This window comes from Carboxylicivirga longa, assembly GCF_050589825.1.
GTDB lineage: Bacteria > Bacteroidota > Bacteroidia > Bacteroidales > Marinilabiliaceae > Carboxylicivirga > Carboxylicivirga longa.
In genome coordinates this window covers 110,495-131,926 of record NZ_JBNGOZ010000010.1, presented here as the reverse complement: position 1 = coordinate 131,926, position 21,432 = coordinate 110,495, and the positions used below count along the sequence as shown (strand labels likewise).

The 21,432-nt window shown below is 44.2% G+C and carries 17 protein-coding genes; 12 read left to right on the top strand and 5 right to left on the bottom strand.

The window, feature by feature from the left end; all coding sequences use genetic code 11:
• Positions 1 to 60 precede the first annotated feature (60 nt).
• Positions 61 to 2,736 carry an AMP-binding protein gene (locus ACRD7A_RS10710; protein ID WP_430811011.1) on the bottom strand — a complete coding sequence of 892 codons (2,676 nt, stop codon included), beginning with the start codon at positions 2,734 to 2,736 and terminating at the stop codon, positions 61 to 63.
• Positions 2,737 to 2,756: 20 nt separating this feature from the next.
• Positions 2,757 to 4,001: an MFS transporter gene (locus ACRD7A_RS10705; protein WP_430811012.1), complete on the bottom strand. Its 1,245-nt coding sequence runs from the start codon at positions 3,999 to 4,001 to the stop codon at positions 2,757 to 2,759.
• Between the two features lie 226 nt (positions 4,002 to 4,227).
• Here ACRD7A_RS10705 and ACRD7A_RS10700 point away from each other — a divergent pair, with 226 nt between their 5' ends.
• A complete protein-coding gene (locus ACRD7A_RS10700; protein ID WP_430811013.1) occupies positions 4,228 to 4,968 on the top strand; it encodes a YiiX/YebB-like N1pC/P60 family cysteine hydrolase in 741 nt (246 codons plus the stop codon).
• Between the two features lie 75 nt (positions 4,969 to 5,043).
• A complete protein-coding gene (locus ACRD7A_RS10695; RefSeq protein WP_430811014.1) occupies positions 5,044 to 5,301 on the top strand; it encodes a hypothetical protein in 258 nt (85 codons plus the stop codon).
• 81 nt (positions 5,302 to 5,382) lie between these two features.
• On the opposite strand, the gene ACRD7A_RS10690 is transcribed toward ACRD7A_RS10695, so the two are convergent.
• On the bottom strand, positions 5,383 to 6,804 hold the full coding sequence (locus ACRD7A_RS10690; protein WP_430811015.1) for a T9SS type A sorting domain-containing protein: 1,422 nt from the start codon (positions 6,802 to 6,804) through the stop codon (positions 5,383 to 5,385).
• A 226-nt stretch (positions 6,805 to 7,030) separates the two neighbouring features.
• Between ACRD7A_RS10690 and ACRD7A_RS10685 the strand changes: the two genes are divergently transcribed.
• From ACRD7A_RS10685 to ACRD7A_RS10640, 10 genes are all read left to right on the top strand, one after another.
• Positions 7,031 to 8,074 (top strand): hypothetical protein, encoded by a 1,044-nt coding sequence (locus ACRD7A_RS10685; RefSeq protein ID WP_430811016.1) that lies wholly within the window; start codon positions 7,031 to 7,033, stop codon positions 8,072 to 8,074.
• A gap of 24 nt (positions 8,075 to 8,098) precedes the next feature.
• Positions 8,099 to 8,323, top strand: a complete 225-nt coding sequence (locus tag ACRD7A_RS10680; protein WP_430811017.1) for a helix-turn-helix transcriptional regulator — start codon at positions 8,099 to 8,101, stop codon at positions 8,321 to 8,323.
• 559 nt (positions 8,324 to 8,882) lie between these two features.
• Positions 8,883 to 10,439: an acyl-CoA carboxylase subunit beta gene (locus ACRD7A_RS10675; protein ID WP_430811018.1), complete on the top strand. Its 1,557-nt coding sequence runs from the start codon at positions 8,883 to 8,885 to the stop codon at positions 10,437 to 10,439.
• A 44-nt stretch (positions 10,440 to 10,483) separates the two neighbouring features.
• Positions 10,484 to 10,636, top strand: a complete 153-nt coding sequence (locus ACRD7A_RS10670; RefSeq protein WP_430811019.1) for a hypothetical protein — start codon at positions 10,484 to 10,486, stop codon at positions 10,634 to 10,636.
• Between the two features lie 88 nt (positions 10,637 to 10,724).
• Entirely contained in the window at positions 10,725 to 12,629 is a 1,905-nt protein-coding gene (locus ACRD7A_RS10665) for a pyruvate carboxylase subunit B (protein ID WP_430811020.1), read from the top strand.
• A gap of 140 nt (positions 12,630 to 12,769) precedes the next feature.
• On the top strand, positions 12,770 to 13,420 hold the full coding sequence (locus tag ACRD7A_RS10660) for a cation diffusion facilitator family transporter (RefSeq protein WP_430811021.1): 651 nt from the start codon (positions 12,770 to 12,772) through the stop codon (positions 13,418 to 13,420).
• Positions 13,421 to 13,436: 16 nt separating this feature from the next.
• On the top strand, positions 13,437 to 14,012 hold the full coding sequence (locus ACRD7A_RS10655; protein WP_430811022.1) for a helix-turn-helix domain-containing protein: 576 nt from the start codon (positions 13,437 to 13,439) through the stop codon (positions 14,010 to 14,012).
• A gap of 112 nt (positions 14,013 to 14,124) precedes the next feature.
• Positions 14,125 to 15,414, top strand: coding sequence for a permease (locus tag ACRD7A_RS10650; RefSeq protein ID WP_430811023.1), 1,290 nt, complete (start codon positions 14,125 to 14,127; stop codon positions 15,412 to 15,414).
• 8 nt (positions 15,415 to 15,422) lie between these two features.
• Positions 15,423 to 15,683: a hypothetical protein gene (locus tag ACRD7A_RS10645; protein WP_430811024.1), complete on the top strand. Its 261-nt coding sequence runs from the start codon at positions 15,423 to 15,425 to the stop codon at positions 15,681 to 15,683.
• 92 nt (positions 15,684 to 15,775) lie between these two features.
• Complete coding sequence (locus ACRD7A_RS10640; protein ID WP_430811025.1) at positions 15,776 to 17,068, top strand: KamA family radical SAM protein; 1,293 nt, start codon at positions 15,776 to 15,778, stop codon at positions 17,066 to 17,068.
• A gap of 31 nt (positions 17,069 to 17,099) precedes the next feature.
• Here the strand turns inward: ACRD7A_RS10640 and ACRD7A_RS10635 are convergent, their stop codons facing one another.
• Positions 17,100 to 18,722: a diflavin oxidoreductase gene (locus tag ACRD7A_RS10635; RefSeq protein WP_430811026.1), complete on the bottom strand. Its 1,623-nt coding sequence runs from the start codon at positions 18,720 to 18,722 to the stop codon at positions 17,100 to 17,102.
• Positions 18,723 to 18,779: 57 nt separating this feature from the next.
• Positions 18,780 to 21,203 (bottom strand): mechanosensitive ion channel family protein, encoded by a 2,424-nt coding sequence (locus tag ACRD7A_RS10630; RefSeq protein ID WP_430811027.1) that lies wholly within the window; start codon positions 21,201 to 21,203, stop codon positions 18,780 to 18,782.
• Positions 21,204 to 21,432 lie beyond the last annotated feature (229 nt).

The following is a 21,432-nucleotide window of genomic DNA, read 5'->3' as shown; positions in this document are numbered from 1 at the left end:
GTAAAAATAAAGAGGCATGCCATCATGGCGTGCCTCTTTTGAATTTATATGTCCACGTGTTTATCTCAGCATATTTCTGAGTATTTTGTAATCTGTTTTACCGGTACCCAACAGGGGAATGAAATCAAGCGAAATTTTCTCTCTTAACTTGGCGATGGGTGCCACACCCTTTTGCAGGAGATAGGCATTTACTTCCTCCAGATTAAGGGGTATGGTGCAGAACAGGGCGATGCGAGGCGGCTGACACTCGTCATTGCCCTCTACAGCCAACACCGTGGTTTCTTCACTGCCGTACTTTTCCAGCAGTATTTGCTCAATAAAGGGCAGGCTAATCATCTCACCGGCTATTTTGATAAAGCGCTTCAGACGCCCCGTGATAAACAAATATCCATCTTCGTCGAGATATCCCAGATCGCCGGTTTTGTACCACTTTTCACCTTCAATGCGCTCGAAGGGCTGCAGCTCAGGAGCTTTGAGGTAGCCGTTAAATACATTGGGTCCTTTCACATAGATCATGCCCGCAGTGCCGACCGGCACCTTGGTATGGCGCTCTATATCGAGGATTCTTGCTGCTATGCCCGGCAGGAATTTACCCACACTGCCTGGTTTTTGCCTGTTTTCAGGGTTAAGGGTCAGTACGGGTGAACATTCGGTGATGCCGTAGCCTTCCAGAATAAGGCCACCATTGGTCACGGTCTCAAACTGTTCTTTCAGGGAGTTGGGCATGGCTTCAGCACCGGATATGGCGAATTCAACGGTCTTAAAGGCATAGGTAGCTGTTGCTGTGTCGGCCAGTAATAGTTTCAGAAATCCGGGTGTGCCCACCAGTACATTGGCCTTGATGTGTTTCAGGATGCGTAAAACTTCGCGGGCATCAGTGGGGTTGGGCGTATAGCCTACTTTTGCGCCCGTAATTAGCGGCATGATGTTGAGAACAGTGAAGCCGAAGCTGTGGAAGGGTGGTAAGAAAGATAAAAAGGTAAGGTTATTACTGACAGTAAGCATTTGAAAGGCAGCCGACAGGTTGCTAATGATGTTATGATGCGATAAAGGAACCGCTTTGGGCATGGCTTCGCTTCCGGAGGTAAAGAGAATGACCGCCGTGGATTGTTGTTTGCTCTTTTTGATGAAGAGGTTGGGAAAACGCGCTGTTAGCGCTCCTCTTAACTTTGTTCCCAGCTTAATTTTGGGAATTTCCCTTTCCAGAAAGAGGATTTTGGCTTTGATGGCCGGTGGTAGTTGTTCGTCTATCTTCTCCACAAAAGGGCCGGCAGATAGAATGGTTGATACGCCGGCCGTTTCAACGCAGTGAAGTAGCACTTTGGGGCCCACTGTCCAGTTGAGCATCACCGGAACTTTGCCTGCTAGATAACAGGCTGCAATTAGTAGCGTAGTGCTCTGAAGAGCCGGAAGCATAATACCAATGTTTGGTTCGTGGCACCTGCCTTTGATGTATTGTGCCACCACACAGGCCTTCAGAAAAAATTGTTTGCGGGTAGTAGTGCCCAACATGGCATCGTAGCAAAAAGGATCTGCGCCATTGCGAGAAAATGTTGCAATCATCTGCTCAAGTATGGTACCCTCAGTTGTAACTTCCAGTCGCCCAATGCTGCTCAAAGGACGATCAAGGTAGGAGGGTTTCAGGTCCTCATCCCTCTTAAATTGTCCCATGGCCACCAGGCATAAGTCGTGAACGGTACGGATGGCGTTTATCTCAGGTGCTGAAAAATTCGGGAAACGGTTTTCTATCTCCGAGATGATTTCAACAATATTCAGTGAGTCGGCACCCAGATCTAATTGCAGAAAATGATCAGCTTTAATGTTTGCAGTATCAATATCTAGTACCTGAGTAATGCAATTGCGCACCTGATTAAATACCTCGGGAGGTATTGTCTGAAGACCTGACGTATGTTGCTTGTGTTGCTCAGTTAAAGAGCCAGCAATGGAGGTGGGTATGTTCCGGTTAAGAGGGGGTGCCATAAAGTGGTAACGCACATAGCTCACACTTTCTTCTCCATATTGATTGTATACTTGCTCCAGGTAACGGTTAAAGGCGGCGCGGCCTTTCATGCTTTCTTCTTTTGCCGTATGGCTAATGTCGATAAACTCCAGGTGAACAGTCCGCCGGGGAGTGAACAGTAGCAAGTTGGACAGGATGATACCGATGCACTTAATCACGGTTGGGAAAAATGAGGGTGATTGGCCCATCCAGGCGCGGGACCAGCGGCTGCCCCACAGTCCGCTAATACGCACGGCAATGATTTCAGTTTTATCCGGTGCCTCCAATACACCCAGTTGCGCACTTTGCTTGTTAATAATGCGTTCGTAACCTTGGGCAGCAATCTGTCCACTGGGGTACAGAACGATGTTTTTGTTCATCATCAAACCTTTCCGAAGGGATGTAATAATTTGTGTGAGTACATTGGTATTTCGGCTGCCTGCTTCAAGATCGCTCACCCGCACGGCCCCCCATGCCCCAAAAAGTAACTTTGCCACGGGTAGGTCGTAATAACTGGCCGTGATAACCGGTACGGCCGTGGTGTAGCGGTAAAGCTGGGCAAATAACAGGATAGGGTCGATAATGGCCTGGTGGTTGGGTAAAATAAGTTTAGATCCATCAGTTTTTAGTACATGCTGCCCCTTCACCTTCACGCGATAGCGCAGGCTGAGTAGTAGTCGGACCAATGCAAACAATACCTTGGCAAGTTGCTTTATAATAGGATGATGCTGTTTCATACAAATGCTATTAATGGGCTTTAGGATGACATTTTAACACGTCCTGCACCGGGGATGTGCCACCAGGCTAGCAGCGCAATGGTGAAGGTGATGGCGGCCACAGCAGCAAAAACCGTCAGCGAGTTAGCAATGGTCTCTACCGCACCGAACAGGCCTGCTGACAACAGAATGAAGGTAAATAGGGTCAGGTTGTTATATGCCAGGATTAAGCCCAGCTTGCGGCCATGCACCCGATCTTGAATAAAGGCATTGAGTGGTATTTTAAACATACCGGCAAAAAAGGCGGTCAATACTATGAGTATCGTGAAAAGTGTTGTGGCAGGATTCAATACGAAGATAAGTGATACGCACAGTAGCATGCCCAGTCCGCCAATGGGGACGAGGTGCATCTTAAGCTGTTTGTTGGAGATAACACCGGTTACATAGCAGCCGGCTCCGATACCGATGGCTACAAGTGCCATAATGGTGCTGGACATAGCATCCGATAGGTTAAGGGTATTACGACAGTGAAATACCACGTTTAGTTGAAGGATGGAACCAATGGCCCAAAAAGTAGCCAATGAGAAGATTACGGTGTTGAGACCCTTTATCTGTCGACTCCATTGAAACGACTGGATAAAGAAACGTATGGGGTTCAGCGTAGTGGGCTCCTCCTCATCGGGCACGGTCTCTTTCGGATGTATCTTCCGACTGGTAAGCCACCCGATTAACGCTAGAAGCATCAGTACCGCGCATAACAGAGGCGTGCGATAGGCAGCCACCGAATCAATCAAACGAAGGTCGGAAGTAAGACCCGCAACGTAAGTACCGGTGAGTACACCAAAAAATGTGAGCATCTCCATGGCGCCGGTGCCAAAGGGTATACCTTTTCGCCCCCCAATATCGCGGATAATGCCGTATTTAGCTGGTGAGAATAGGCAGCTTTGTAACCCCATCAGAAAGACGGACAGCATGGTGATGATGATATTGTTAAGGATGAATCCCAGCGCCGCTACTCCCATAATGGGTATCTCATACAGCTTGGCGTATTGTATGATCTTTGCTTTGGAATGATCGCGTGCCAGTTTGCCCGCCATCGGCGAGAACACGATATATGGCAGTACAAATGCCACCTGGGCAATCATTAGTACCATGGCTTCCTGATTTTTCAGTAGCCAGGTGGTGGAAATGTAAAATACCAGATATTTAAGGTAATTGTCGTTCAGCACCCCCAGAAAGTTAGTGATAAACAGGGGTAACCATCTTGTGTTGATCTTATGGCTCATAGCAGTTAGTCTGTTAGTGGATGAGAAGGAGAGTAGCTCCCATCATACAAATATTGAATAAGCTGGTTTATTATGCAAGCTTTTTAAGTGCTTATAAAGATGATTTGTCAGCTTAGGGCCTAAGCATTGAAATTCGGGTGTTTTTTGGTTTATGCTCGTTCAGGTTAGGGTAATAAACTCTAGATTCTATCGTTGATGCTGAGGTAAATATTCTAATTTTGTGCTCATGCAGAAGATGGAAATATATAGAGCCTTTGGAAAGAGCGGCGTGGAGGGGTTTATAAACTACCACTTAACTCCGCATCGGGATAATAGTGTTTCGAAACCGTATGGCAGGCTCGTGTATGCTTTGTTTGTAATGATATTAATGCTGAGTGCTTTGGCTTGTAGCACAACTAATGAGCAGCTTGCTTTTAAGGATGGTGACATCCTCTTTCGCGGTCAGCTCGATGGCAGTTTGTCGCAGGCGATTGATGCCGTCACGCAAACCGATAGTTCACATCATTATACGCATGTTGGGGTGGTTGAGGTGGAGCAGGACACCGTGTGGGTGCTGCACGCAGCACCGGGTAAGGGCGTATGCAAAGAGCTCTTGGCTGATTTTTGTAGGTTTGGTCAGGATGCTGTAGTGGTGGGTCATTACCGCATTCGAGGCATCGATTCCAAAGCGGTTGATCGGGCGCTGGGTCTGGCGAATAGCTTATTGGGGCAGCCTTATAACTATTCGTATCTAATGGAGGATGAAGGTTATTATTGCTCCGAATTTGTATATGAAGTATTTAGCGGGGATAGCATCTTTCAGCTGGCACCTATGACTTTTATTGATCCTTCCAGCGATAGCTTCCACGATGGATGGGTGCAGCATTATGCTGATTTGGGAATTCCTGTTCCTGAAGGAAAACCCGGATGCAACCCAAACGGTATGGCAGCTAATGAAAGCCTCGTCTTTCTGCGTTACCTGGAGTAAGTCACAGCACGATTCAATGAAGACGTGTCGAGCTAATTTTAACAACGATAAAATTTCAATTAAGTAAGAACGATTATGGGTATATTACGAAATATTAAAAGCGACTACGAAATATATGAAAATACAGCGCTGGAGTGTCTGGTGGCCATTGAGCGAGCGGCTTGTAAGGATGTCAAAGCCTACCGTAAAATAAACAAGGGAAAGTCACCTTTGCCCTCGGCGCAAGTGGAGGGTTATAAGTTTGTGATGGATGAGGAGTTCGATTCGCTCAAGATAGATTTCTCCCAGACTTTTCAATTTGAGATTAAAGATCTTGTCAATGTAAAGGGATAGGCTCAATGCAGGTCTTCAAGGGATAAATAACCCCACTACCTGAAAAAAAGTGGAATCGGTAGCAGGGTTATCACCTCGTGTTTAATTGATAATCAGCTTTTTTGTAACTGTCTTATTTTCCTGCTCCATCCTGAATATATAGTGTCCGCTTTGTAGGAATGGCAAGTTAATACGATCTGTCAGGGTGCTAGTGCTAAATACCTTAGATCCCAGTGTGTTATAAATTGTAATATTTTTAATGCCGGTGGACGGCGAGTTGATGATGAGCAAGCGATTGTCAGTCATGGGGTTGGGATGGATGTGTACATCTTTATTAAACTGCTTGCTAATGGTGGTTGCAGCATCGTTGACAACTATGAGGTTATCAATTTCGAAATCTTCCACATTGGAGTTGTTAAAGGCTACCATTTTAATCCTGAAATTAGTGGCGTTAAGCCCCGATAAAGACTTGTTAAAGCTAAGGGTATTGCCCTCTTCAATGTTAATTCCCGGCTGTATGGTATGTGGACTGCCTTCGAGCTGGTAGGTGTTACCACCATCGGTAGAATAGTAAATATCAAGGTATTCGTCGCCTTCAAATGAGCTTCCTACACTGATGTCACAGCTAAAGCTCAGGCTGGATACGCCACTTATATCAATGTTGCTGGTTTCGAACTTCACCGGATTGTCCACATCATTAAATATCAGGCGCCCGTTTCGTACTGCGGCATAATCATTCTGATTATTAAAATTATCCTCAGGGCTCAAACTCCATTGGCTCACCAGGTGTGGGTAGTCGCCACGTGTAACCTGATCAGGTGTAAGACTGGCGATGCCAATGTAACCGTAGTTGTCATCATAGCTGTCAAAGTCCTCCGACCACAGTGTAACAGTATTTCTCTCAACGGATATATCGTCAAGTTCGAAGCGCTCGTTACCCCCGTTGTTATACATTCTGATTCGGAGGATGAGGTGGTTTGCGGCACCCGGATCGAAGCTATAGTCCAGACTAGTGGTGAAATCAACGCCTTCGTTGCCATCATTGGCAAAGGTATGGCCGCTGGTTGCCTCCGAACCATCCTGATGGGGTATGAGGGTGTAATTTGCTCCTGCATCGGTAGAATAGTATACATCAATGTATTCATTACCGGCGAAGTTACCTGTTGTGAAAGCATTAAAGTTTATGTGGCCAATTTTAAGGCTTACCTCACCTGTTTGTGTGCTGATGTCGATGGACTCACTGGTGAAGTAGGCAGAACCATCAATATCCCGGGCGTGCAGCTCGCCATTACCCGATGATACATTTACATAAAAGTAGTCCATTGTGGCACTGGTCAGTTCCAGACTGCCGGCATCAAGCTCCCACTTACTAACCGCACCCGGCGCGTAGCCATTGTTTGTAGTGTAGGCATTGGGGCCGGTTATGCCCGTATAATCAGCGTAGTTGTCGAAATTTTCCTCCATAAGAGTTTGTGAAAGGGCGAGGGTTGGAATCAGACATAGGAGAAGTAGAACGTTTTTCATAATACTGTGTTTTTAGATTGAATATTATAGCTGAATCATGCTTGATAACTCCGATTTACTGGTCTGTTGTTTTATTATGTCATCATCAACTGACTACGATTGTCTACTACAAATTTTGTCTCTTAATACTAATCTATCTAGTTATCAGCGATAAAATGATACATCAAAACTGTAAATTGTATAGACAAAACGACTATATTTGAGTTAACCAAGCTTTTTTATTGTGATGAGTGAAGTTCGTTTTTTCAAAGCCTTAAGTTATGTTCTTTGGTTTATTTTGTTTAGTGGGGTTCATGTCATTGCGCAGGAACCCACTAAGATTATTGCCAGTGGTGACGCATGGATGTATTACGATGGTGAACTGCCGCCTCCTAGCGGTTGGGAAAAGGGGGGTGTAGCCACCGAGGGTTGGAAACAAGGCAATACCTGTATTGGATACGGCGATAAGGTAGTTAATACGGTTATAAGCTATGGGAATAATCCCGGGAAAAAGCATATGGCTGCTTATTTTTGCAAAAGCTTCATGCTTGATGATCCTTATGCTTATCTTTTTTATCAAGTCAATATCATTAAAGATGATGGCATTGTCTTGTATCTCAATGGCCGTGAGATTTATCGTAATAACATGCCGGAGGGAAAGGTCACGCATCATACGCGGGCAGCCAGCCTTATTGTGAATAATCCCATGGAAGCATATCGGCATCAGGTGGTACTTGCTCCTGCTGATCTCAATGCGGGTCTAAATACTTTAGCAGCATCGGTTCATCAGGGCAAAAAAACATCGGAAGATCTTATTTTTAATCTCGAATTAATAGGCGATAACAATGCTGCCATGTTGCCTTTGTTGAATAAGGAACGCACTATTAAAGAATTGAAGCTGGATATGCAGCTACAGGATTTAGCACATCAGCATACTGTAGAGAATCAAGCAATGCAATTAGCTATTATTCAACAGAAAAATGAGAATCTGACCCATTACCTGTATCTTTTTGTGGCACTGTTTTTAGTAGTTTTACTGCTGGGTATCTATTTTTTTCGACAGATTCAGGATATGCGGGCTTTGACGCAGGGTAAGGAGGCCATAATCAAGGATAAAGATGCAGAGATGATGAATGCATCGCTGCATGCCCTCAATGGCCGGTATTTTCTGAAAGGAATAAAGAAGCAGTTGGAGGATTGTGAGGAGCTGGAGGGAGGTGCTTATACTAAAAAAATCTTACGAAAGGTAATACGCGATATTGACTATAATGATAATGTAGGTGAGGATTGAGAGAAGCTGCAAAGACATTTTAATGTGGTGCATGCCGGCTACCTGGAGAAGTTGAAATATCTGCATCCTAATCTGAGTGATATTGAATTAAAGCATTGTATCTTTATTAAACTGCACATGGAAGCTAAGGAGGTGGCTTCACTCTTAAACGTTGAACCCCGCTCGGTGGCTACCTCCAAGTATCGTATTAAAAAGAAGCTACAACTCACTGAAGCACATGATTTGAAGGATTATTTACTTTCTGTTTGAGGGTAAATGATTTCGTGTCGGTACCAGTCTGTAGGCTGATTTTGAACTAGTAGTAGGTTCTGCAAGTTGCATTTTAATTACGTATTTAGGGAATGGTTCTTTATAAGCATCTTACAATAGAGAACCGATCCCTGGAACAACTTGAAAGCTCTACCGGTTGTATATTTTGCCATTTCGTTTTTTGTTTATTGGCAGTGTTTCCTCTTGACTTACTTTTGCTTGTTAGATATATTATGGCAGCAAGGAGCTTCAAACAACTGATTTTTATCAGTTGTTTGACCTGCCTGGTTAGTATTTTATGCGATCCGATCAGTCCATTTTGATTTTTAGACTTGAATGCTAATAAATAGGTTAACACTCTAAAAAACAATGTAATACAGAATACTGCATAGAAAAAATATTTATAAAAAGGTGCTGTATAACATGTAATAAAGAAAAAAATCTTGATTTTTAACTTTTTTAACATTTAAAAGGTCAACATCTCACTTGTAGTATCTATTTTTGATGGCATAAAGAACAATTAAAGAATTTTTGGTGTAATTGTAAACTATCTGTATTTATGAAAGTATCTGAAAAGATTGAGCTACTTAAAAAAAGGCGTGAAGAAGTCCGTAAAATGGGCGGCGATGCACGTGTAGCAAAACAGCATGAGAAAGGCAAGCTGTCGGCTCGCGAGCGTTTGGATCACCTTTTTGATGAAGGTAGCTTTAGAGAGGTAGACATGTTTGTTGAGCACCGCTCGGTTAACTTTGGTTTGGAGAAAGTGGAAGTGCCTTCAGACGGTGTTATCGTGGGTCATGGTTTGGTCAACGGTCGTCCTGTTTTTGCCTATTCACAGGATTTTACCTCGCGGGGTGGCTCATTGGGGGAAATGCACGCCGCAAAAATCTGTAAGATTATGGATCTGGCCGTTAAAGCCGGAGCGCCCGTTGTTGGCTTAAACGATTCGGGTGGTGCACGTGTTGAAGAAGGCGTGGATGCCCTGAAGGGATATGGTGAGATTTTTATGCGTAACTCACGTGCCTCGGGTGTGATTCCTCAAATTTCCGCCATTATGGGTCCTTGTGCCGGTGGTGCCGTTTATTCACCTGCCATGACGGATTTCATCTTTATGGTGAAGAAGCAAAGCCACATGTTTATTACCGGTCCTAACGTAATTAAGACTGTTACCGGTGAGGAAACGACTCTGGAAGAACTGGGAGGTGCCATGGTACATAACAGCAAGAGTGGTAATGCACATTTTGCCTGCGATAACGACGAAGATACGATTGAAGCCATAAAAGAACTGCTTGAGTTCTTACCCAATAATAACCTCGAAGAGGCGCCTCAAGTGCCAATGGGCGACGATCCGGCGCGTCAGTGCGAGGAACTGGATACAATTATACCTGATGATGCCAAAACACCTTACGACATGGTTACCATCATTGAGTCGGTACTCGATAATGGTGAATTTATGCAGGTGCATGAGCACTATGCTGAAAATGCAATTGTAGGTTTTGGTCATCTTAACAACCGTTCTGTTGGTATCATCGCCAACCAGCCAATGATCCAGGCCGGTTGTCTCGATATCGATGCTTCGGATAAGATTTCACGCTTTGTGCGTACCTGTGATGCTTACAATATCCCAATGATTACCTTCGTTGACGTGCCAGGATACTTACCGGGCGTACAGCAGGAGTGGGATGGTATTATTCGTCATGGTGCTAAATTACTATGGTCGTATGCTGAGGCTACCGTACCTAAGTTTACCGTAGTAACCCGTAAGGATTACGGAGGTGCTTACCTGGCTATGTGTTCTAAGCCATTGGGTGCCGACATGGTATTTGCATGGCCATCGGCCGAGATTGCTGTGATGGGTGCGAAAGGTGCCGTTGAGGTTATATCAACCTACCGCAAGCAGATTGCAGAAGCCGAGGATCGTCAGGCAATGACGGATGCAAAGATTAAAGAGTACGAAGATGCCTTTAACGTGCCTTACCTGGCCGCTAAGCGTGGTTATATAGATGATGTTATTCTGCCAAGCGAAACACGGCAGCGCCTAATCGATGCCTTGGATGTAATGTCCACTAAAACTGAAGTGTTGCCTCCGAAGAAGCACGGTAACATTCCATTGTAAAAGAAAGTACGATGACAGCAAGAGAAAAAAGAAGAAGAGCGGCAATGATCGCAGTAGCTTATTACCTGGAGCAGGAAGCAGCCAAGAACAATGAAGTGAAAGCTGTTAACTCATGGACCACCGCCGGTAAGGAAGTGATTATGAGCAACCGTGCACTGGTACAACGTCGTGGTCGTTTATTACGTTCTCGCGCTTAAGGTAAGTAAAGTAGTTTAACAGGCAGAAGGCAGAAGTGAGTGTTAAAAGCACTGAGCACTTTGCACTAAGCACTTAAAAAGAAAAAAGATGAATTACGATAAACACGGAGTCTTAGAGATGGCTCCACTTGAGTTTGGCCCTGATCGTCCAAAGGCAGCCAACCCAATTAAAATAAATGACGTAAGTTTACGTGACGGACACCAGTCTTTATTTGCAACACGCGGTCGTACCGAAGATATGTTGCCGGTGGCCGAAATGATTGATAACGCCGGTTATAACGCTGTTGAAACATGGGGAGGTGCTACCTTCGATACCATGCACCGTTTTTTGGCCGAAGATCCATGGGAGCGTTTGCGCACCTTGAAAAAGTACATGCCTAAGACACCTTTTTCAATGTTATTGAGAGGTCAGAACGTTGTGGGATACCGTAACTATGCCGATGATGTAGTACAGGCTTTTGTGCAGCGCGCCATCGATAATGGTATGGACATATTCCGTTGCTTCGATGCCTTGAATGACTACCGCAATTTCGAAACTGCCGCCAAGGTAATTAAAGACAATGGCAAGCATTTTCAGGGCGTGGTATGTTACACATTGAATCAGCCTCGTTTAGGTGGCGATGTGTACAACATGGAGTATTACATCAATAAGGTGAAAGAACTGGAAGCGTTTGGTGTGGATTCGATCTGTATCAAGGATATGGCCGGTTTGATTGCGCCTTATGATATTTATAACCTGGTACGTGAGATCAAGAAAATTACCGATACACCGATTAACCTGCATACGCACTTTACCTCAGGTATGGGCGACCTGGCTATTTTTAAAGCCATTGAAGCCGGTGTGGATATCGTAGATACTTGTATCGGGCCATACGCCTATCGTACATCACACGCTGCTGTGGAGCCTATCATCATGTCTTTGTTAGGTACCAACCGCGATTCGGGCATGGACATCAATAAGATCACTGCTATCTCTGACGAGATGGAGAAATATATACCGAAGTACAAGCATTTGGATAACAATCCAAAGTATGCTACTACAGACATCAACGTGTTGCTTCACCAAACACCGGGTGGTATGCTATCGAACTTGGTGAACCAGCTGAAAGCTATGGATGCGCTGGACAAGCTACCAGAGGTATTCCGTCTGTTGCCAAAAGTTCGTAAGGATTTGGGTAACATTCCTTTGGTGACTCCAACTTCTCAAATTGTGGGCGTACAAACAGTAAATAATGTATTGTTTGACTCATACGAAGGTGAGTACGCACAGATTACCAAAGAGGTAAAAGACCTTTGCTATGGTTTGTATGGTAAAACTACCGATCCGATCAATCCTGAAGTACAGAAGAAAGCGCTGAAAGATTACCCACGTGGTGAGCAGCCTATTACAGACCGTCCCGGTTCAATCCTGGAGCCTGAGTTAGACGCTGTTAAGCAAGAGTTTTCAGGTCTTGCACAGGATATTGACGATGAGGTATTGTGCGCTCTGTATCCTGTTACCGGTAAACGCTTCCTGAAATGGAAATATGGTAAGGAAGAGGTGCCTGCTGAATTTAAGGCCAAGACCATGGAGCAGGTAGAGAAAGAAGAAGAGTTGGTACGTCGTGCCTTGTCGGGTGAGTTAACTTCGAAAGGTAATGGTGGTGCTACCCGTGAGCTGGAAGTGAAAGTAGATGGTGAAGTATTCACTGTTGAAATTAACGATCCTAATGCTACAGCTGCCGGTCCTCGTGTGCGTCGTGCTAAGTCAGGCAACAAAGAGGTAGAAGCTACTGGTAGTCTGGTGGCCCCGATACCGGGTATGGTTGTTGAGTTCAAGGTGAAAGTTGGCGATGCCGTTAAAGCGGGTGATACCGTGGTAGTGCTTGAGGCCATGAAGATGATGAATAACCTGGATGCTGCCGTTGACGGTGTTGTGAAGGAAATCAAATTTGATTCTGGTGATTCAGTTGCAAAAGGTGATGTTCTGATGGTAATCGAACCTAACGAGTAGTAACTTAATCAAATACAATATACTCCAAAAATTAAGGCAGGCCTTCGGGTCTGTCTTTTTTTTGCCTTGGCCAGAAATGCTTCTGATGGGCAGTTGTTTTTCCAAACAAAGCGGCTTGCTTTGTGTTTAACTGGATAGATATGGACACACATCAATACGAAAAGAAAACACTTTGGGTAGTAGTCCTCACCACGCTTACTATGTTTGTGGAAATATTCTTTGGTATCACTACCCAATCGATGGCTTTGCTGGCAGATGGTATCCACATGGGATCGCATGTTTTAGCTATTGGACTAAGTTGGTTGGCTTATGTTTTTGTACGGCGTCTATCGGCTAAGCGCCATTACCGGGGGAGTACTGAAAAAATTCTATCACTGTCGGGTTACAGTAGTGGTTTGATCCTGCTTTTATTTGCCTTTCTCATTCTTGTCGAGGCGGCTCAACGCCTGATGAATCCGGCAGATATCGTTTATAAGGAGGCTATTCTGGTGGCGGTTATCGGATTGATTGTTAATGTGGTCAGTGCCTTCATTTTGCATCATGATGAGGAGAAGTCAGACCATAACATCAGAGCGGCTTATTTGCATGTGTTGGCCGATGCCCTAACGAGTTTGTCTGCTATTGCCGGCCTTTTTGTGGCCATGGTGTGGAATATCCCCTTTATCGATCCGATCGTGGCCATTATCAGTGCCTTTGTTATTGTTAAATGGTCGGTGGGGCTTTTAAAGGATTCAGGAGCTGCTTTATTGGATGTGGATAAGCCAAAGGGCAAGGAGCATCATTCACATTAAATGAATCGTTTTAAGCATGAATACACGAACTTTGTATATTAAAAACATGGTGTGTCAGCGCTGTGTGAAGGTGGTGGGCGATGAGTTGAGTCGCCTGCAACTGAATGTGGATCGTATTTCCTTGGGGGAGGTAAGGCTGTCTGCCGTGCCTACGCCCGAACAGAGGGAGGTGATCCGCAAGGTGCTGTACAGTCAGGGTTTCGAACTTATTGACGATAAAAAAAGCAGACTTATCGCCCGTATAAAAACCCTAATAATAGAGCAGATACACCACGGAGAAGATCTGAATGAGGAGGGGCTTACCACCTCTGCTTATTTGTCGGCTGAGTTGGGGCATGATTATGCGTATCTCAGCAAGTTGTTTTCGGCGGTGGAAGGTATCACTATTGAGAAATATGTGATTCATCAGAAGATTGAGAAAGCAAAAGAGTTGCTTGCCTATGGTGAGTTGACTATTAAAGAGATAGCCTGGAAGCTTGGTTATAGCAGCACGCAGCATTTGTCCAATCAGTTTAAACGGGTTACAGGCTTGACCCCGACGCACTTTAAGCGGTTGAAGAGTCCTTTGCGCAAGCCTTTGGACAAGGTGTAGGTAAAAAGGTGTACGCTTTTACCATAATGATGTAACATTCATAGGCAGCTATTGACTTACTTTGTATTTAAGTGCTAAAATATGAATAAGCAAAGTATAGAATTGTTATAATATGGATTTTCAAACATTTATAGTTTCTTTTTTCAAAGATTTTGTGAGCATCTTAAGTGAGATGTCGCCTTACCTTTTATTGGGTTTCTTTTTTGCCGGCTTGTTGCATGCTTTTATTCCCAAGCATCGTATTGAAAAATACTTCAATGGCAGTCCTTTCAAGTCATCGGCCCTGGCCGCCTTGTTTGGCATTCCCTTGCCACTATGTTCCTGTGGAGTGATACCTACCGGTGCTGCCTTCTATAAAAACGGAGCCTCAAAGGGCGGAACAGTTTCCTTCCTCATATCAACTCCACAAACGGGTGTTGATTCTATGCTGGCCACCTTTTCGTTAATGGGCTTGCCCTTCGCTATTGTTCGCCCGTTGGCCGCTTTAATCACCGGCATAACAGGCGGTATGATAACAAGCCGCATTACGCGCAATGAACCCAATGAAGCAAAGCCTCATGGAGATGCGCAGAATAATAAAACGCTTTTGGAGAAAATTAAATCAGTCTTTCAATATGGTTTTGTGGCTTTTATACAGGATATCTCCAAATGGTTGATTATTGGACTTGTGCTCGCCGCCCTAATTTCTGCCTTGATACCGGATAATTTTTTTGAGCTTTTAAACCTATCGCCCTTTTTGCAAATGTTGCTTATTCTCGCGGTGTCGATTCCGCTTTATATTTGTGCTACAGGATCTATTCCCTTGGCGGCTGTTCTTATTCTCAAGGGCATTAGTCCCGGTGCGGCCTTTGTGTTGCTCATGGCGGGGCCGGCCACCAATGCTGCTACCATTACCATGATCGGCAAGGTAATGGGCAAGAAGAGTCTTTTTGCTTATCTGGGAACCATCATCGCCGGCGCCTTAGCCTTTGGTATGCTCATCGATTATGCATTGCCTGCACAGTGGTTCACACAAATAGCTGATCCCCACCTGGGTCATCAGCATATTGGCGGACTTAGTTGGTGGCAAATTGCCTCAGGTATTGCCATGTTGTTACTGATTCTAAACGGCTATTATCAGAAATATAGGGCCGAAAAGGAGCAAGCTGCTCCGGCACCTGTTATTAATCAACAAACAGCCGCTCAGTTTACTTTCAGACCTGTTCAAACTAAAACACTAAGTGTAGAGGGCATGACCTGTAATCACTGCAAAAATAGTGTTGAGACTAATCTTGAGAAGCTTGATTTTGTCGATCGTGTTAGTGTTAACTTGGGTGAAAAAACGGTGATGCTGGAAGGTGCTGAAATTGATATGGATAAGGTGAGGGATACCATTAATGGATTGGGATATACCTGTAAATAAATTGCGTTATGGACCCAATGAAATTTAAAAGGCTGAATATTAAGGATGAACGTAGCATGGTGAAACGATGGATCTCCTCGCCTTTGTTCAAACAGGTGTTAATGTATTGTAGCCTGGGTGCACTGATAGGCTATGCGCTCTTTTATTTCGGTCAAGGTGGAGGTGAACCAGTTTTATGGAGTGATAAAGCCGCTGAAAATATTTTTATAGGGCTGGGTTTTGGTGTGTTTCTCAGTACCAGCCCCTGCGCCGGTGGCCGCTGTTCATAATAAGATGAGCAGTATGCCTGAAGGTCAGGGTGTGAAACAAAAGGCCTTAGCTGATGTTCTATATAGTGGAGACCATTACACAACTTTGCTATATGAAGATCATCAGTTATAATGTTAAAAATTTTCGGCAGATTGAATATATGAAGATGCTTCCTGAGGAGGTGAAGCAAGAGATTGAAATCGTATCCAAGGTTTTACCCTTTAAGGCCAATAACTATGTGGTTGATTATCTTATCGACTGGAAAAACTATGAAGAAGATCCGTGTTATATTCTCACCTTCCCTAATCGGCGCATGTTGCCCGAGGGGGATTATGAAAAAGTGAAGTGGGCGGTTGAGAAAGGTGTGCCGCAGCATGAGCTTACTCAAATTGCCAATAATATTCGTTTGGGTCTAAACCCGCATCCGGCACAGCAGCAGTCCAACATACCTACTCTTAATGGAGAGCCTCTGCCGGGCGTACAGCATAAATATCGCGATATCGCCCTTTTCTTCCCCACTCAGGGACAAACTTGTCATGCCAATTGTACTTTCTGTTTCCGTTGGCCGCAGTTTGTGAAGGATTTGGATTTACAGTTTTCCATGAAAGAAATAGATTTGGTATGTGACTATTTCAAGCAACACGATCATCTTCATGAGCTGTTGTTCACAGGTGGCGACCCTATGATTATGAGTCCACGCACCATTAACAAATACATCGATACCATTTTCAAGGCCGACCTGAAAAATCTTAAGACTATCCGTTTTGGCACAAAAGCGTTAACGTGGTGGCCCTTTGTTTTTCTGCCTCAATATAATGAGGAGGCGCAAGAGATGCTGGATCTTTTTAAACGAATCACCCATAAGGGTATTCATCTGTCCATTATGGCGCATTTTAACCATTATCAGGAGATGTCAAACAGTGCGGTGGCCGAAGCTGTTCGTAATATTCGTGCCACGGGTGCTGAGATACGGACGCAGTCGCCTTTGCTGAATCATATTAATGCCACAGCAGATGTGTGGGCTACCATGTGGGATCGGCAGGTGAATATGGGCATGGTGCCTTATTACATGTTTATTGAGCGGGAAACGGGCCCTTATGGTTATTTTCAGGTGCCCCTAGCCAAGGCCTACCAGATTTATACCGATGCCATTCGCGTTACCTCGAGTCTGGCCAAAACGGTGACAGCGCCATCCATGTCGGCAGCCATGGGTAAGGCCCAGGTAATGGGTATAATGACGAATCCTGTTAATGGGGAGAAGTATTTTCAGATTCAGTATATCCGCCATCGTGACTATCGGCATACCTACAAACCTTTCTTAATGCATTACGATGAAAAGGCTACCTGGATTGATCAGCTTAAGCACCTTGAGCCATGCCCTGAACGAGATGGCGTGATTTACTAGGATCAGGCGATATGTTTTGAAGTAAGAAGCGTTAATATACTTCCTCTTGATATTGTTTGGCGGCTTTTAGGGTTTCGAAGTAAGCAATTGCAGCATTGTTATCAAGGTGCATAACCTGTGCAATGGCTTTAATCAAGGACTGGCGTACCGAAACGGCCATGTGATCTTTACTGCCACATACATAGACAATGGCACCATCCTGTATCCATTGTATGATCTCCAAAGCAGATTGCTCTATGAGGTGGCTCACATAAAATTTCTCTTTTTGATCGCGCGAGAAAGCGGTGTTAATTTTTTCAATATAACCAACCTGTTTAAAGGCAATTAATTCTTCTTCATACAGATAATCTGTATTGCGGTTTCTTTCTCCGAAAATTAGCCAGTTCTTACCGGGTGCTTTGCGGGCAGCTCGTTCCTGTAAAAAGGCACGATAGGGCGCGATGCCTGTGCCGGCAGCAATCATAATAATCGGCACATGATCGTCTTCGGGTAGTCTGAATTTAGCGATGGTTTCCAGTGTTACAGGCACGCGATCACTCACATCCAGGCGTTCCCACAGAAATGAGGAGCATACCCCATGGCGGGTTCGTCCGTCCTTTGTATTTTCAATGATCTTAACAGTAATATCGGCACGGTCGCCCACTGCATTTCGGCTTGACGCGATGGAGTAGAGACGCTGACTCAGCTTGCGAAGTACGCTCAGCAATTGCTCTACCGTAATTTTTCCCGGATAGTCCTTCACGAGGTCGATGATATCGCTCTCGCTGGTATAATTTTCCAGTGCTTTTTTATTACTGAGCAGGTGGTTGAGTTTTGGGTTATTAACAAGGGAGGCATAGTTACGGACGACGAGTGGTGTTATTAGCGTTAACTCATAGTCGTGAATAAGTAAATCTTTTAGCAAGCGTGTACTGTCCTTTTCCTTCACCGGGTAGGCCTTATCAAAATTTAATGTATCCAGTAATTCATCCACCATGCTGCGTGCATTGGTACCATATACACCCAGGGCATCACCCGGAAGGTATTCAATGCCTGAATTTTTCAGCGAGAGACTAACATGCAGTACTTTCTTAGAGCTGTGGGCAGTGGTTAGCATGTGCTTGTCTATCAGCTCTGCTTTATAAGCCGAGCTGATGTTATCATTTAGCTTAAGGTCAAATATAAAGCCTTTCTTGCGAGGTTTGTTGAGCCGGGGTAATTGTCCCTCCAGCGATTCAAATGCCTGTAGTATCCAGTTTTTGGCTGTTTCCTCAAAGTCAATGTCGCACTTCTTCAAAGGCATTAGTTGTCGCCCACCCAATGCAGCTAATCGCTTATCCAGGTCTTCCCCCGTTTGACAGAAATAGCGGTAGCTACTATCGCCCAGTCCCAGAACAGCATATTGGGTAGCAAGCTTTCCGGGGCTATCGCTGTGCAGATAGGAATAGAAATCCTCGGCCTGCACAGGAGGTTCTCCTTCGCCATGGGTGCTGACAATAAGCAAGAGATATTGAACCTGTTTGATGTCATCAAAATTCATATGTTGCATATCGCTTAAAACCGACGCATAGCCAAGACTTTGGGCATATTCGTGAGCCAGCGTGGCTACCGCTTTGGAGTTACCTGTTCGGCTACCGAATAAAACGTATAAGCAATTATCTAATGTTTCCATCATAATGAGGTTTAATTATGGAATGCATAATTCTGAAAATTGTTCAGCGGATCATAGACTTTAAATGTTTTCCGGGGCTTGTTTCTCTTTCTCTTTGATGATGTGTATGTCGCGTTGTGGGAAAGGTATCTGAATGCCTTCTTTGTTAAGTGCTTCGTAGATCATCTTTGTTACCTCACTTTTTATTTTTAGCCCTTCCTGAACTTTAGATATCCAGAACAAAACCCTGAAATCCAATGAGCTGTCTCCAAGTGATACAAATAGTACGCTGGGCTCCGGATCTTTTAGTATGTCTGTGTGCATACCCAGCTGTTCTTTTAAAATATCTTTTACTTTGGATACATCTGAACCGTAAGCAACACCCACAAACACCTCATGTCGTCTGATGGGATCCGAATGGGTCCAGTTAATCACCTCGTTGGATATCAGGTTGCCATTGGGCACAATTACTTCGGCACCATCGAAGGTGCGCACAACGCTTGATCGTATGCCAATGGATTTAACCTTGCCTAGCAACTGGCCGACTTCCACCACATCATCGATTTTGATGGGGCGTTCAAACAAGAGGATGAGACCCGATACAAGGTTGTTGAATATGTTTTGAAGGCCAAAACCAATACCCACGCCAAAGGCTCCCAGCAACACTGTTAGGCTGCTGGTGGGGATGCCCGCCATATTTACTGCCAGTACTATGCCAACCGTAATAAAGGCGTATTTTGCAAGGAGTGCAAAGGTGTGGGGCAGACCCTGTGACAGATTCGTTTTGCTTAAAACATCCTCTTCCAGTAGCACCTTTATAATGTTAGATAGTAGCACGGAGAGATAAAGGATAATAACGAGCAGGAAGGTGCCGCCAATGGAAAAGGAAACGTTTGAACTGAGTTTGAAATCACGCGTTATCAATTCCCGAAAAAAGGCAATCACTTCCTCATCGGCGTTAACACTCATAAACAGAATATAGAGTCCCGCCAGCTTACTTAAGAATGAAATGGCTGTCATTAGGTGTTTTTGCAGCGGACGTCCATAATGTTCAAATACCTTGTAGTTTCTTAGTCGTGGTTTGTTAAACAGGTGTTCCAGCAGGCCGTTGGCAATTAATACGGATACATAAAGGAGGGAAATACTGAGTGTATTGATCAGTATTACATTAACCATAAACTCATTGAGTGCCAAAAATCCGTACAGTCCCAATATGAGTGTAAAGGCAACTAACATAGCTGAAACAAGCAGAAGACGCTTAATCAATTTAGCCATTGTCAGGCTTTTAAAAGTATGGTTCTTTATTTGGGAATGTAGTTTAAGAAGCAGGATAGCAGCCGTTAATGATGCTACCGACAGGAAGAGGCGATAAAGAATATGACCGGGGGGTAACTGGTTGACGACAACCTGTACGGCAATTAGCACATAGATTACTATTAGGGGTCTAAACAGGCGCTTATCGATGAGTTGGTGGAGTAGGAAGGCTACAGGAAAGCAAAGGGTAAGGCGCATGATATCTTTAAAAAATAAGGGCTGATTGGGGAATACCAGTCCGGATAGCCAGATAATAATGAGCGCAAGTGCACTCTTGTTGGATTGTAACAGTTTGTTTAATTGTATTGCATAGACTGCTGTGTTGCCTTGATTCTCTTGTTTGCTCATGGCTTTTTTTAGCCTGTTAAATCCCAGAATACCAAGTATAATTAATAGGATAAAAAGAAAGATGTTAGATTGGTTATCCTTTAGATATTCGGCCAGCAAGCGGGCTTCGATTTTAATATTTTCGGCTAGCAAAGGAAGGGTTGTTGTGTAGGCATCGGGCTTAAGAAATTGTGCAGGGTGCAGTGGGCTGCGCTTGAAAATATTATCTTCTTCGGCTTGTATGCGCTGATCGATACGGTCGATAAGCGTTGAGATATTCGTTTGTTGAGTGATGGCTTTGTCCTGAATCTCAAGCAGGCGGTTTCCTTGTTTTTTAACGCGTCTCAATAGTGTGTCGTTTTTCGCAAGTACCCGATCAATATTAGCATTAACAAAAGTCTCGTTGTTCTCCGCGCTGATTACCTGAGAGATGTAATCCCACCTTTTCTTGTCGTGAAATATGCTTTGGCTGATGGTTTCAATTTTACTGAGCTCATCGGTGATGTTTTGTTCAACCAGGATGAGTTGTTCGCGTCGTTGTCTCCAAAATGTGCGTTTGTTCAATAGGTGACGTTTGTTGAATGACATTAGGTCAATGTCTTGTTCCGCCGCATATAAGCTGTCTATGCCTAGCATTTTAGCTTTGCTGCGTGTTAGAAGTTTCATCAGGTCATGCTCCGATAGAATAGATTTTTCAAGCTGATTTAGTTTATTGATGGAGATGGCACTCTCGCTGGGTATATCAATCAAGTCGATGGATTCTACCTTTAGTGTATCAGTGGTTTGTGTATTGATGGCCAGCGAGGGTAATAGTGTCAGGCAGTATTGCAACCAAACCAGAGTAATAAAACGAAGAACTCTCATTAGATTTATTTTTCAGGGTAATTACTGTTAAAAATACACAGAAGTATTGTAAATGACATGATTGGCGAAGTAAAAATTATTTTGAGTGCAATGCACAAGTAGTATTTTCTGAAGGCTTCAATTTAATTAAGCATTTACTGAATCGTTCCCTAAAACTTATTGAATGCTCTACTAGAGCGCGGTGACCTAGTAAGCGTCATTTTTAGATTTATACGTAGCTTATAGTATA

Bases quoted from the DNA above. Each gene is read 5' to 3' on its own strand.
- ACRD7A_RS10630 (WP_430811027.1), bottom strand. From the start codon at position 21,203: ATGAGAGTTCTTCGTTTTATTACTCTGGTTTGGTTGCAATACTGCCTG.
- ACRD7A_RS10640 (WP_430811025.1), top strand. From the start codon at position 15,776: ATGAAGATCATCAGTTATAATGTTAAAAATTTTCGGCAGATTGAATAT.
- ACRD7A_RS10700 (WP_430811013.1), top strand. From the start codon at position 4,228: ATGCAGAAGATGGAAATATATAGAGCCTTTGGAAAGAGCGGCGTGGAG.
- ACRD7A_RS10650 (WP_430811023.1), top strand. From the start codon at position 14,125: ATGGATTTTCAAACATTTATAGTTTCTTTTTTCAAAGATTTTGTGAGC.
- ACRD7A_RS10665 (WP_430811020.1), top strand. From the start codon at position 10,725: ATGAATTACGATAAACACGGAGTCTTAGAGATGGCTCCACTTGAGTTT.
- ACRD7A_RS10695 (WP_430811014.1), top strand. From the start codon at position 5,044: ATGGGTATATTACGAAATATTAAAAGCGACTACGAAATATATGAAAAT.
- ACRD7A_RS10660 (WP_430811021.1), top strand. From the start codon at position 12,770: ATGGACACACATCAATACGAAAAGAAAACACTTTGGGTAGTAGTCCTC.
- ACRD7A_RS10675 (WP_430811018.1), top strand. From the start codon at position 8,883: ATGAAAGTATCTGAAAAGATTGAGCTACTTAAAAAAAGGCGTGAAGAA.
- ACRD7A_RS10690 (WP_430811015.1), bottom strand. From the start codon at position 6,804: ATGAAAAACGTTCTACTTCTCCTATGTCTGATTCCAACCCTCGCCCTT.
- ACRD7A_RS10645 (WP_430811024.1), top strand. From the start codon at position 15,423: ATGGACCCAATGAAATTTAAAAGGCTGAATATTAAGGATGAACGTAGC.
- ACRD7A_RS10635 (WP_430811026.1), bottom strand. From the start codon at position 18,722: ATGATGGAAACATTAGATAATTGCTTATACGTTTTATTCGGTAGCCGA.
- ACRD7A_RS10670 (WP_430811019.1), top strand. From the start codon at position 10,484: ATGATCGCAGTAGCTTATTACCTGGAGCAGGAAGCAGCCAAGAACAAT.
- ACRD7A_RS10655 (WP_430811022.1), top strand. From the start codon at position 13,437: ATGAATACACGAACTTTGTATATTAAAAACATGGTGTGTCAGCGCTGT.
- ACRD7A_RS10705 (WP_430811012.1), bottom strand. From the start codon at position 4,001: ATGAGCCATAAGATCAACACAAGATGGTTACCCCTGTTTATCACTAAC.
- ACRD7A_RS10685 (WP_430811016.1), top strand. From the start codon at position 7,031: ATGAGTGAAGTTCGTTTTTTCAAAGCCTTAAGTTATGTTCTTTGGTTT.
- ACRD7A_RS10710 (WP_430811011.1), bottom strand. From the start codon at position 2,736: ATGAAACAGCATCATCCTATTATAAAGCAACTTGCCAAGGTATTGTTT.